The sequence below is a fragment of the Enterococcus sp. DIV0210g genome, from assembly GCF_050559705.1.
Taxonomy (GTDB): Bacteria; Bacillota; Bacilli; order Lactobacillales; family Enterococcaceae; genus Enterococcus_B; species Enterococcus_B faecalis_A.
In genome coordinates this window covers 793,143-805,704 of sequence record NZ_CP187903.1, presented here as the reverse complement: position 1 = coordinate 805,704, position 12,562 = coordinate 793,143, and the positions used below count along the sequence as shown (strand labels likewise).

Here is a 12,562-nt window from a genome sequence, read left to right as displayed (position 1 = left end):
CTATTCTAAAGTAAAGCTTAATTTATCTTCAGTGATTTTTTCAAATGGCGCTAAGCTCTGTTCGGTACAGTAGCCGTCACCATCGAATGTCATTTCGATTCCTAGGATTTTTCCTAGTTTCATGATATCTGCTTTTGACCAGCCAGTAACATCCGGCATCAGCTTGTCGCCGTTTGTCAAAAGAATCAATCGTTCGCCGGTGATCAATTCGTCGCCGTTTTCAGTGGATTGTTTTGTTACTTTTTTGCCGTCGCCGATCACTATTGGCTGCAAGCCGCGTCTTTGTACATCCGCTGCTGCAACGTTTGGATCTAAATTGCGGTAATCTTCCACTTTTACTTTTTCTGTTTGTGTTTCTTCTGTTGTTTCTTGTTCGCTTTCTCTAAAGTCCATCGCACGGTTCATCAATGGGTTGGCGATTTTAGCTAAAGCTGTTCGGTCATATGTTTTTGGATGTTTCATCGTGATATACAAAACAAAATCAGGATCTTCTGATGGGACCATCTCAACGATTGAGTAAAGGTATGCTGTATCGCCTTGCAAGTAGCCGCCTTTTTCAGAAGCAATCTGCGCGGTCCCTGTTTTTGCTGAAATGTTGTAACCAGGTACACTGTATACGCCATAGGCACTTCCGTAATTTTCACTTTCTACGACGTCGCGCATGTATTCACGTACTTTTTGTGTTAATTCTTTTGTAAACGGCTGTCCAACAACTTCTGGTTGCGTCGTACGTTCATTTCCTGTTTTTGGATCAACGATTTTACTGATATAACGCGGTTGCAGCATCGTTCCGTTATTTGCGATAGAAGAGAATGCCTTCATCATTTGGAAGTTTGTTACACCGACCGCTTGACCATAAGCACTCATTGCTCGGTCAACCATATTATCCGTTGGCAGTGAGCCTGAAACTTCATCATCTAAACCAGAATGGGTACTTTGTCCAAAGCCTAGTTTTTGCAGATATTGATACCATTTTCCGCCTAGTCTTTGTTCCAAGATGACCATTCCGACGTTACTTGACCAAGAAAGTGCCTGACGCATCGTCAAGACTCCTTTTTCGCCAAAGTCATGATCGTTGATCGTTGCATCTGCAACTTCGATTTTACCAGAGACAAATGTTTCATTTTCATTGAATTTGCCTTCATCAAGAGCAGCAGCTGTTGTAAAGACCTTCATTGTAGACCCTGGTTCATAAGTATCCTGGATCAAGAAATTACGCCAGACAGCATCTTCGCCAGTCAAACCTTCCATTGTTTCCGGATTGAAGGTTGGACGCTGCCCCATTGCAAGGATTTCTCCTGTTTTTGCTTCCATCAGTGTGGCTGTCAATTCTTCTGGTTCATATTCTTTTACCACTTGGTCCATCAATGTTTCTAAATAACTTTGTAATCTGCTATCTAATGTTGTATAGATATCTTGACCATCGATTGCTGGTTCTTCTTCGGCAACTGTACCTGGCAGAGGATTTTGGGCATTGTCTTTTTGGAAAATGATTTTTCCGTCTGTTCCGCTCAAAATATCATTGTATGCTGCTTCGATCCCTAGTTTGCCTTCCAATCCGTTATCTTCTTTATTTGCTACAGCATAGCCGATAAAGTGAGAAGAGAACGTGCCATTTGGATACATGCGGGCAGGATGCTCGTCGAAATAAAGACCAGTCATATCTGCTTTTTTCATTTCATCTTCGATCGTCTGTTTCGTTTCTTGAGAAATATTTTTCCCGAAACTGCCGAATTCTACTTGGTATAATTCTTTGTCTGCACCATTTTTTAAAATACTCAAGGCATCTTTTTTGCTGATTGACAAATTGTCATGAAGGATCGTTGCGATTTTATCAAAATTCTTTTCTTCTGCGTAAAACTTCTTGTCTCCAGAAGTAAACGTTTTTGAAAGAATTGCTTTGATCGAATAAGAAGTTGCATCTTCGGCAATCGCGACACCGTTACGATCATAAATCGTACCTCGCTTTGCTTTGACGACTTGACTTCCCTGATAAAGCTGTTGGGTTTTTTCTGCTAAAGAAGTGCCGGCAACATGGCCTCCTATAACGATGTATGAAAGACGGATGGCAAATAAAAAGAACAATCCAATACTCGTAGCAAATAAAATGATACCTACTTTTTTGCGATTGTTCATCGGATTTAGATTTTTCTTGCCCATAAACCGCCGAAATTTGTTTTTTAGACTCATTTACTTCACTTTCCTTAAATTGTCATCATTGATCGACAATCCTTTTTCTTCTGCGATTTGTTTAATACGTTCAGTGCGAGAAAGTTCACTTTTCTCTTGCTCTAAACTATTCTTTTCTTGTTTTTTGATCGTTGTTTCTGATTGGATCGATGTAATATCGTTTTCCAAGCCGCTGATGTTCGTACGCAGCATGATCGTAAAAATAGACAACGCGATCACAGCAAAAATCATGCCGGCAATCGACAATTTTTCTAGATTTGAAACTTTTCTCAGATGCTTTGCCGGTGATTGCGGAAGTTCTATCTCACGCTCGGGGGTAGAATCTGGCAGTGGATAATAATCTGGTTGTTCAACCATTTCTGGAAGGTCATATGGATATTCTTGTAGTTTATTTAATTCTGCCATTCTTCTACTCCTCTTTCACTTTGATTTTTTCTGCTATACGCAGTTTTGCACTGCGTGATCGATTGTTTTCTTCTAATTCTTCTTCAGATGGAAGCAGCGGTTTGCGGTTGACGATTTTCAATTCCGGCTGAAATTCTTCCGGTACGACTGGCAACCCCGGCGGAAGATCGCCGACTGTGCTGTATTCCTTGAACATTGTTTTTACGATACGGTCTTCGAGAGAATGGAAAGTGATCACACTGATTCTTCCATTTACTTTCAGCAATTGGATTGCTTGTTCTAAAGAAGTTTCTTCGGCACCCAATTCGTCATTCACGGCGATTCGGATCGCTTGGAAAATACGTTTTGCCGGGTGTCCGCCTTTTCTTCTTGCAGGAGCAGGGATTCCTTTTTTGATGATCTCAACAAGTTCAGCCGTTGTCTCGATCGGTTTCTCTGCTCTAGCACGTTCGATTTCCCGTGCCACTTGTTTAGAAAATTTTTCTTCACCATAACGGAAGAATATTTTGACTAATTCATGGTAAGAATAGTCATTCACCACATGGTAAGCTGAAAAGTCTGCTTCCTGATCCATCCGCATATCCAATGGAGCATCTTGATGGTAGCTGAATCCGCGTTCTGCTTCATCAAGCTGGGGAGAAGAAACGCCTAGATCATACAAAACGCCGTCAACACCATAAACGCCTAATTCTTCCAGCCGTTCACGCAGTTCACGAAAATTTGCTTTGATGAAAGTGACCATCTTTTTTTCAACATAGGGCGCTAAACGGACTTTTGCATGATCGATCGCTTTTTGATCCTGATCAAATGCGTAAAGATGTCCCTCAGGCTCGAGCTGGCTCAATAAATATTCACTGTGTCCGGCTCCGCCTAGCGTACAATCTACGTAAACGCCATTCGGTTTGACTGCTAACCCGTCAACAGTTTCTTTTAGCATAACTGTGTAATGTTGAAATTTCTCGGTCATTTCCAAACCTCTTTCTACTATCATAATCCAAAATCGATCATATTCTCTGCGATTTCATCAAAATTGCTTTCTGCTTCTTCAGAAAATGCCTGCCAACGTGCTTCGTCCCAAATCTCGATCCGGTTCGACACACCGATGATGACACATTCTTTTGCAAGCGAAGCATGATTTCTTAAAGTACTGGGGATATTGATCCGCCCTTGTTTATCAAGTTCACATTCAGTGGCAGCTGAATAAAAGAAGCGTACAAATGTTCTCGCATCTTTTTTCGCTAGGGGCATCTCATTCAGCTTTGTTTCTAATTCTTGCCATTCGCTCATAGGATAGCCAAAAAGACAGCCGTCTAATCCGCGGGTGACAACAAATTTTTCGCCGAGAGATTCACGCAGTTTTGAGGGCACGATTAAGCGGCCTTTTGCATCAATATTGTGACGGTATTCGCCCATGAACATTGAAAGTCCCCCCATTCCTCCACTGACTAAAATTAGTCTACCACAATCCCCCACTTTCTACCACCTTTTCTAGAAAATCAAGGAGAGAACTTTTTTATTTATAACTATTTTTAATTCTTTTTTTAAAAATAAAGCGGCTGGGACATTGATCTCTTCGATTCATTGCTCCAGCCACTTGTAAATATATAACATTTCTACTCTTTTTTTAGCGATCAGATGGAATCATTACACTTAATTGGATTATTTATAGGTAGTGGATGATGTTCATTATGATCAATAGGAAGTACAAAGCTGCTGTCAATAAAAATACGAGGCGCCAAGTCATTTTAAAATAGCGGGGATATAGAATCTCTTCATAATAATAGGCTTGGAAAACAGCAATACAGATCCCTAACAGTAACACGGTGATAATAAAAAACGGCAAAATCGAAACATCTGACATGTTCGTCGACAGCGCATGGATGCCGCCCCATAAAAATGGAACAGATAAATCAGGTGCCTTGATTTTAAAGCGGCGGTCTAACGCGAATAATTTAACGAGAAATTGACAGCCGAATACTGCGATTGCAGGAAATATATACCAAAACAAAACGATTGGTGTAAAAGATTCCATAAAAAAACTCCTTCTTGCCTAGCTATCTAAAAGTATACTGTAAGTATTTTACATAGCTGTTTCAATTAGTTTAAATTTGTTGTGTTTCTTGACATTTTAAGAACTGCTGTAATCATTATTCCAGTATTCTTTCTCACCATCCGTTATACTTGAATCAAAGACTACTTACATACGGATAGGAGAATACTCATGATTAAATATTTGCATTTGGAGAATCAAAAATTAAAGAAAACAGAAACTGAAACAGAGGAAACAGTCTGGTTTTGTGTAGAACATCCTACCAAAGAAGAAATTGAACATTTGATCGAAAAATTCGATCTGCCGGCAGACTATATCACTTCGGTTTTAGATGATGCAGAAAATTCACGTGTAGAAGAATTCAATCAAGCAAAATTTGAAAAACCTGCACTGCTTCTGCTCCAATACCCATTCGCGAAAAAAAGTCCCAGCGGTTATTTCCAAATCGATATCTATCCTTTTTCTATTATTGTGACTCCCAAAAAGAAGCTTATCACAATTGGAAATCACGAACCACAATTTTTAAAAAAAGTTTTTGATCATTCATTTATCCAAACAGATATCTCGCCGCAATTAAATATTTTGTTTCAACTGACTTGGTATATCACGATTTCCTATAACGAATACTTAGTGACATTGAAAGAACGATGCGACCGTCTTGAAAGCCAGCTGCAAGTAGCCACTGAAAACAGCCAGCTTTATCAGTTGATGGATATCCAAAAAAGTTTGGTCTACTTTGACGCAGCAACTTCAGCCAACTTGCATGCTTTGAAAAAACTGACCGACAATGCGCATTTTCAAGAACACGATTTGCTTAAAAATCATTTAAGAGATGTGATCATTGAAACAAAACAAGCTTCAACGATTTCTCGTATCCAATTGAAATTGGTAGAACAGATGAATGAGACTTTTTCCGCCATCGTTTCGAATAATCTGAACAATATTATGAAAATCTTAACATCAGTCACGATCGTCTTAACGATACCTACGATCATCAGCGGGATGTACGGAATGAATACAAAGCTGCCAATTGCGGAACGAAACGATGCGTTCTTTCTATTAGGCGTCTTGACAATCGTTCTTTGCGCCGTCACTGCCTATATTTTACGAAAAAAAAATCTTTTGTAATCCTTCTGTCCTTGAAGTAACCATTAAAACATTGTACACTTAAGCTAAATAAATACTTAAGGATGATTAGTCTATGGGCGAAAAAAAACAAACAAGTACTTTTGCAAAAGTTACCAAAGTCGTAATATGGACGATGTTGATTTTGACGATTGGATCAGTCGTGTTGACAGCTGTAATGAGTGTGATGTAAAGGTTGTGAATGAAGCGTTCTGGCTTGAGCATTAAGACTCTTTTATTCCGCAAAACAGCTTTTCATGTTTTGCGGAATAAAAGCTTAATGCCGAAAGTCAGCTTCATGAACACCGTCTATCAGGTTGTGAATAAGCTGTTCAGCTTCAAGCAAACTGAATATAAAAAAAGGAGCTGCAACTTTTAAGTTGCGGCTCCTTTTTTTGCTAGTTTCAGCAATTCTTTTGCATGTTCGATTGTTAACGGTGTGATTTCACTTCCGGCTAACATCCGAGCAATCTCTTGCGTACGATCTGACGGTTTCAATTCGGTCACCGTTGTTTTTGTCCGACCTTCTTCAATTTGTTTCACGATATAATATTGATAGTCTGCCACGGCAGCGACTTGCGGCAGATGTGTGATACACAATACTTGGGAATTCCGCGAGATTTGCACGATTTTATCTGCGATTGCTTGGGCTACACGTCCGCTGACCCCTGTATCCACTTCATCAAAAATAATACTCGTCAATTCTTGTGTTGAAGAAAAAATCGTTTTCAGCGCTAGCAATACACGGGAAAGCTCCCCGCCAGAAGCGACTTTTACCAATGGCTTCAATGGTTCCCCAGGATTAGTCGTGATATAGAATTCTACTTGGTCGATACCGTTTTGATCGAATGGATGTGTCTCTTCTTTCAAAAAGCGAACTTCGAATTCTGTGTTTTCCATATATAATCCTTTTAACTCATGAAGAATCGCACGCTCTAATTTCTGGGCAATCGTTACACGCTTCGCATGCAGTGCTTTCGCTTGTTTTTCCAGTTTTTGCTGTTGTGCGGCTAATTCTTTCTGCATGTTTTCTAGTTGTGTTTCTGAAAAATCAGAAGCGGCCAATTCTTTTGTGATTTCTTCATAGTAATCCAAAATCGCTTCGATCGTATCTCCGTATTTTCGTTTCAATTGGCGAATCAGTTCTAAACGCTGGTTCACTTCTTCCAGGCGGTTTTCATCTAGTTCAAGATGATCGATTTGACGGCTGATATCTCCTATCGCATCTTGCAGCAGATAATACGCACTTTGGACGTTTTCAACGATTTGCTCATACTCTTGATCCAAGTGGGCAATTCCTTGAAGTTCTGATAACGCTGCTCCTACATTGTCCACACTGCTTTGATCTTCATTGTTCAATGCGGCGTAGCCAAAAGCCAAGCTGTCGACGATTTTTTGATAGTTGCTTAGTTTATCACGTTCTTCGATCAGCTGCTCTTCTTCTCCAGGCTGAAGTTCTGCTGCCGCGATTTCTTCTTGCTGAAAATGAAGCATATCGATTCGCTGGACGAACGATTTTTCACTGTTTTGAATCTTGCGCACTTTTCTTTCTAATTCCCGATACTTTTCATAACTTGCGCGATAAGCTTCTTTTTCTTTTAAAAAGGCTGCATCGCCAAATTCATCTAATAAATGCAAGTGATATTCCGGCTGCAATAATTCTTGATGCTCGTTTTGTCCTTGGATATCTACTAAAAAACGGCCGATGCGTCTCAGATTTGCTAAAGTAACGATATGTCCATTGACTCTGCAAACATTTTTTCCGGCTAATGACATATCTCGGCGAACAATCAAATTGCTGTCATCCGTCTCCAATCCAAGCTCATCCATCAACACCTTGAATTCTGCTTGTTCTGGAAGCTCAAATAACCCCTCGATGATACACTTGTCTGCACCTTGGCGAATATAATCGCTTGAGCCTCTTCCGCCCGCTAATAAACCAAGAGCGTCGATAATGATCGATTTCCCCGCACCGGTTTCACCAGTCAAAGCTGTCATCCCTTCATGAAACGACAGCCGCAGTTCTGGAATGATCGCAAAATTCGTAATACTTATCTCTTGTAACATTGCGTACTCCCCTCAGCTTAAAGATATAATAGGAAATCTTTTTTTAGAAGTCGGGCGTCTTCTTCTGTACGAGTGATCATCAGAACATTGTCATCATCACTGATAGTTGAAAACAATTCTTTTTTGTATCGTTTGTCGATCAAATTCGCTGCCGCATAAGCATTCCCCGGCAATGTTTTCAAAATAACGAATTTTTCCATTTGATCTACTGAAACAAATGCATCTTTTAGTAACTTTTCTAACTTCACATGGACATCTTCATTTGTCTCTGCTGGAAGGCTGTAACGATAACCACCTTCTGCCGCAGGGACTTTGATCAATTTCAATTCCTTGATGTCACGGGAAATCGTTGCTTGTGTTACGGCGATTCCTTTGCTTTTCAGGATTTCTACAAATTCTTCCTGTTTTCTGATATCCCGCTCATTAAGCAGACGAGTGATCAGACGATGACGATCTTTTTTTCTCATAGACTTCTTTCGCTCCTTTACTCCATACATTCTGCAGCTGCAGTGAAGAATTATTGAACTATTTGCTGTATAGCAGCTAGTTGAATTGGTTATGTGCTTGTTCGACAACATTGTGAGGATCGATCGTTTCGCTGATTTTCCCCTGATCAGCGGTTTTTCTCAAATGGGCAAGGAATTCAATGTTTCCTTCGCCGCCAGTAATCGGTGAAAAACTAAGTTCCAGGACATCGAATCCTTGATCAGCAGCAAATGCCAAAACATCTTTCAGCACAAGCTCATGGACGGCAGGATCGCGGACGATTCCTTTTTTGCCGACAGAAGCTCTGCCAGCTTCAAATTGCGGTTTGATCAAAGCGATGACATCGCCGTTTTCTTTTAAGATAGCGTGCAGCGGCGGCAGGATTTTTTTCAATGAGATGAATGAGACGTCGATAACTGCTGTCTCAGGCTGTCCCAAGTGAAAATCTTCTGGCACAGAATAACGGAAGTTGACACGTTCCATGACTTCGACTCGCGGATCTTGTCTTAATTTCCAAGCTAACTGATTGTAGCCTACATCCAGTGCATAGCTCATTTTCGCACCATTTTGCAAAGCTGCATCCGTAAAACCGCCAGTTGAAGCGCCGATATCCAATAACGTCGTTCCTTCAACGGACAAATCGAAGACTTTTAATGCTTTTTCTAGTTTCAGACCGCCTCGCGAAACATAAGGAAGTTTCTTTCCTTTGATTTGCAATTCATTATTGATATCGATTTTTTCTCCTGGTTTATCAAAACGTTCATTTTTTTCATTGTAGATCAGACCTGCCATGATCGCCCGCTTTGCTTGTTCTCTTGATTCGTATAATCCTTGCTTGACTGCCAGCAAGTCTACTCGTTCTTTTTCCATGTTGTTCCTCACTTCTTGATTTCGAATAACTTGATCGTTTCTTTTAAAAGCGTTCCGTCAAATGAAGATACATTCTGTTCAAGTGTTTCGATCAATCCATTTGCAGCTTCGATTTCTTGCTCTAATGCGGTGAAAGCTTCTTCTAATCCCAAAAGTTTAGGATAGGTGTTTTTTCCCATTGCTGCATCTTTACCTGTCCGTTTTCCTTGTTCATGGGTCGTACTTATTACATCCAAAAGATCATCTTTGATTTGGAAAGCTAACCCTAGATGGCTTGCAAGGTTACGCAAAATAAGGACGATTTCCTCTGGCTGATTTGCTAAAATCCCGCCAGCTAAAAGCGCAAATTCGATCAGACGACCAGTTTTACGTTCATGGATTGCTGCCAATTCTTCCAAAGTAAGCTGTTTATGTTCACTCTCGATATCTGCAGACTGTCCAGCGACCATGCCTTCTGTCCCGCTAGCCAAAGCAAGCTGCTGCAGCAAGAGTAATTTTTGATCACTTTCAAGATGTGCCATCGTGACAAGTTGAAAAGCAGCAGTCAGCAAACCATCGCCTGCCAAGATTGCTTGGGCATCGCCAAAGACTTTGTGGTTCGTTGGTTTTCCTCTGCGCAAATCATCATTATCCATTGCTGGCAGATCATCGTGGATCAAAGAATACGTATGGATCATTTCCAACGCAGCTGCTGTTTGATAGGCTGCGTCTGTTAATGGTTCGCCAAAAGAAGCAGCGGCAGCCAGCAAAAGAAGCGGACGGATGCGTTTGCCTCCTGCTTGGATAGAGTACAGGATGCTTTCCTTCAATTTTGGATGATTTGTGTGTTCTTCCAAAAATCGGATCATTTCTTGTTCAACTAACGGTAAATGGTTCGTTGAAAATTCTGACAGCATGTTTAAGACTCCTCATTCGTATCAAAAACCACTTCTTCGTTGGCTTCTGTCATCATTTTTGTCAGTGTTTTTTCTGCTTTTGCCAAAGTATCTTGACATTGTTTGCTTAGTTCCATACCTCTTTTAAATGCATCCAAGGCTTCTTCTAATGGAACATCGCCTTGTTCAAGCTGTAAAACGATTTTTTCTAATTCTTGTAGAGATTCTTCAAATGTTGGATTTTCCATGGATTACTCTCCTTGTATTTCATTTATCCGCGCTTTGACTTGCCCATCTTGGTAATGGATCGTCACTTCATCCTCCAGTGCCACTTCTTTGATACTTTTTATGACCTGTTTTTCCACCGTCGTATAGCTGTAACCTCGACTCATGATTTTCAAAGGACTCAGTAGATCTAAGGACTGGACGGTATTTTGGAATCGAACTTGTTTTTGCTGCATATATTGCTGCATTTTTTCTTCCAGACGGGTCGCAAGATAAGTTGTTTCTTGTCGTGCTTCTTTTACTCTGTGGATCGGTGCATTTTGTTCTAGTTCATGTTTCAGCTGAAGAACTTGGCGCTCTTTAGCATAATAAGTCTGTTGAGCAATTTGCATCAGTCGTTGTCTCAATTGATCTAATTTGATATTTTGTCCATCATATAAACGTTCCGGCTGCCGAAAAACAAAGGAATTTTTTGAATGAGCAAAACGTTCCTGCTTGCGTTGGATCTGTCGCAAAAAAGCTTGCTCTAAACGACTTTGACGCTCTTTGATCCGCAAAAGTTCTTCTGATAAAACAGGTACAGCCAGTTCCGCAGCTGCTGTCGGTGTCGCTGCACGAACATCCGCTACAAGATCTGCAATCGTCGTATCTGTTTCATGTCCGACAGAAGAAATGATTGGTGTTTGCGCCTGATAAATCGCGCGCGCGACACGTTCCTCATTGAAGGGCCATAAATCTTCGATCGACCCGCCGCCTCGGCCAATGATCATCGTATCGAAATCGCCTGCTTCTTCGACACGCTTGATATTTTTCACCACGTCATCTGCGGCTTGGTTTCCTTGGACGACTGTTGGAAAAAGAACCAATTGTGCAATCGGATATCTTCGTTTGACCGTCGTAATGATGTCGCGGATCACGGCGCCGCTTGGACTCGTCAAAACAGCGATTTTTTTAGGAAATCTCGGCAATTGTTTTTTGGGTCCTTGGAAAAGTCCTTCTTTCATCAACTTTTCTTTTAATTCTTCTAAGGCTTGATACAATGCACCTACGCCATCTGGTTCCATGTGTTCGACATAGATTTGGTACGAACCGCCAGCTTCATAGAGAGAGATTCTGCCGACAACTAAGACCTTCATTCCTTCTTTTGGCTGGAATCTCAATTTTTGGAAGGCGCCTTTAAACATGATAGCTGATAGTTTGGCGTGATCATCTTTCAAACTGAAATACTGATGTGCATTTGCCCGCAAACGAAAATTAGAGATTTCGCCTGTTAGATAAACACGTTCCAAATAAGGGTCTGCATCAAATTTTCTTTTTAAATATTTCGTCAATGCTGTAACACTCAAATATTCTTGAGCCATTCTTTCCACCTACTTCAATGCTTTCGCCGATTCGACTGTTTGATACATCAGCATAGTGATCGTCATTGGTCCTACCCCTTTTGGTACAGGAGTAATGTAGCTTGCTATTGGTTCTACTTCGTCAAATTTGACATCGCCTGCTAATTTTCCTTCGCCGTTTCGATTCATTCCTACATCGATCACTACAGCACCTGGTTTGATAAATTCTTTTGTTACAAATTCTCTGCTGCCGATTGCTGCGACGACGATGTCTGCTTCTTTTGTCAATTCAGCTAGATTCTTCGTTTTAGAGTGCGCGATAGTGACGGTTGCATTTGCCATCATCAGTAATAAGGCCATTGGTTTGCCGACGATATTGCTTCGGCCGATCACAACAGCGCGTTTTCCTTCTAGGTCAATATCGTATGCTTCAAACATTTTCATGATGCCATAAGGTGTACAAGGGATCTTGTCTGGTTTTCCAGCAAGCAGTTTTCCAAGATTCATTGGATGAAAACCGTCGACATCTTTTTCTGGACGAATCGCTAATAACACTTTTTCTTCATCGATTTGTTTGGGCAGCGGAAGTTGGACCAAGATACCATGAAATTGATCATCTTGATTGTATTTTTCGATTTCTGCCAACAGTTCTTCTTCGGTGATGGACTCTGGGTAACGTTCTACTTTTGAATGCAGACCGATTTTTTCAGCGGTTCTTTCTTTGTTTCGAACATAGATCTCACTTGCAGGGTTATTCCCTACTAAAAGGACAACTAGCCCAGGATGGATCTTTTCTTTTTTTAATTCTTGGATTTCTTTTGCAATTTCTGACTGCATTTTTTCGGCTAGTTCTTTTCCATTGATCAGCGTTCCCATTTGCCACCACTCCTAGACTTTATAATAAAAATTGCTTGATTTTAAAACTGCCA

General features: G+C 40.7%; 14 protein-coding genes. 2 read left to right on the top strand and 12 right to left on the bottom strand.

The window, feature by feature from the left end; all coding sequences use genetic code 11:
• The 5 genes from IGI64_RS03985 to IGI64_RS03965 form a co-directional block, all read right to left on the bottom strand.
• On the bottom strand, nt 1-2,190 hold the full coding sequence (locus IGI64_RS03985) for a penicillin-binding transpeptidase domain-containing protein (protein ID WP_429939550.1): 2,190 nt from the start codon (nt 2,188-2,190) through the stop codon (nt 1-3).
• Nucleotides 2,191-2,595, bottom strand: a complete 405-nt coding sequence (gene ftsL / locus IGI64_RS03980; RefSeq protein ID WP_016624146.1) for a cell division protein FtsL — start codon at nt 2,593-2,595, stop codon at nt 2,191-2,193.
• Nucleotides 2,596-2,599: 4 nt separating this feature from the next.
• Complete coding sequence (rsmH, locus tag IGI64_RS03975) at nt 2,600-3,562, bottom strand: 16S rRNA (cytosine(1402)-N(4))-methyltransferase RsmH (RefSeq protein ID WP_429939549.1); 963 nt, start codon at nt 3,560-3,562, stop codon at nt 2,600-2,602.
• 20 nt (nt 3,563-3,582) lie between these two features.
• Complete coding sequence (gene mraZ / locus IGI64_RS03970) at nt 3,583-4,014, bottom strand: division/cell wall cluster transcriptional repressor MraZ (RefSeq protein ID WP_429940751.1); 432 nt, start codon at nt 4,012-4,014, stop codon at nt 3,583-3,585.
• Nucleotides 4,015-4,258: 244 nt separating this feature from the next.
• Nucleotides 4,259-4,627: a DUF3397 domain-containing protein gene (locus IGI64_RS03965; protein ID WP_016624149.1), complete on the bottom strand. Its 369-nt coding sequence runs from the start codon at nt 4,625-4,627 to the stop codon at nt 4,259-4,261.
• Nucleotides 4,628-4,816: 189 nt separating this feature from the next.
• Between IGI64_RS03965 and IGI64_RS03960 the strand changes: the two genes are divergently transcribed.
• Together IGI64_RS03960 and IGI64_RS03955 are read left to right on the top strand one after the other, a co-directional pair.
• The gene (locus IGI64_RS03960; protein ID WP_016624150.1) at nt 4,817-5,773 is read left to right on the top strand and encodes a magnesium transporter CorA family protein; all 957 of its coding nucleotides are present in this window, start codon (nt 4,817-4,819) and stop codon (nt 5,771-5,773) included.
• Between the two features lie 73 nt (nt 5,774-5,846).
• Nucleotides 5,847-5,963, top strand: coding sequence for a DUF4044 domain-containing protein (locus IGI64_RS03955; RefSeq protein ID WP_080120480.1), 117 nt, complete (start codon nt 5,847-5,849; stop codon nt 5,961-5,963).
• A 182-nt stretch (nt 5,964-6,145) separates the two neighbouring features.
• On the opposite strand, the gene recN is transcribed toward IGI64_RS03955, so the two are convergent.
• From recN to IGI64_RS03920, 7 genes are all read right to left on the bottom strand, one after another.
• Complete coding sequence (gene recN, locus IGI64_RS03950) at nt 6,146-7,837, bottom strand: DNA repair protein RecN (RefSeq protein WP_429939548.1); 1,692 nt, start codon at nt 7,835-7,837, stop codon at nt 6,146-6,148.
• Between the two features lie 17 nt (nt 7,838-7,854).
• Nucleotides 7,855-8,304 carry an arginine repressor gene (gene argR, locus IGI64_RS03945; RefSeq protein ID WP_034862039.1) on the bottom strand — a complete coding sequence of 150 codons (450 nt, stop codon included), beginning with the start codon at nt 8,302-8,304 and terminating at the stop codon, nt 7,855-7,857.
• A 76-nt stretch (nt 8,305-8,380) separates the two neighbouring features.
• Entirely contained in the window at nt 8,381-9,193 is an 813-nt protein-coding gene (locus IGI64_RS03940) for a TlyA family RNA methyltransferase (protein WP_016624154.1), read from the bottom strand.
• Nucleotides 9,194-9,201: 8 nt separating this feature from the next.
• A complete protein-coding gene (locus IGI64_RS03935; protein ID WP_429939547.1) occupies nt 9,202-10,089 on the bottom strand; it encodes a polyprenyl synthetase family protein in 888 nt (295 codons plus the stop codon).
• A 2-nt stretch (nt 10,090-10,091) separates the two neighbouring features.
• Nucleotides 10,092-10,316, bottom strand: coding sequence for an exodeoxyribonuclease VII small subunit (locus tag IGI64_RS03930; protein WP_016624156.1), 225 nt, complete (start codon nt 10,314-10,316; stop codon nt 10,092-10,094).
• A gap of 3 nt (nt 10,317-10,319) precedes the next feature.
• Nucleotides 10,320-11,654, bottom strand: a complete 1,335-nt coding sequence (xseA, locus tag IGI64_RS03925) for an exodeoxyribonuclease VII large subunit (protein WP_429939546.1) — start codon at nt 11,652-11,654, stop codon at nt 10,320-10,322.
• Between the two features lie 9 nt (nt 11,655-11,663).
• Nucleotides 11,664-12,509 carry a bifunctional methylenetetrahydrofolate dehydrogenase/methenyltetrahydrofolate cyclohydrolase gene (locus IGI64_RS03920; RefSeq protein ID WP_429939545.1) on the bottom strand — a complete coding sequence of 282 codons (846 nt, stop codon included), beginning with the start codon at nt 12,507-12,509 and terminating at the stop codon, nt 11,664-11,666.
• Between the last annotated feature and the right edge of the window lie 53 nt (nt 12,510-12,562).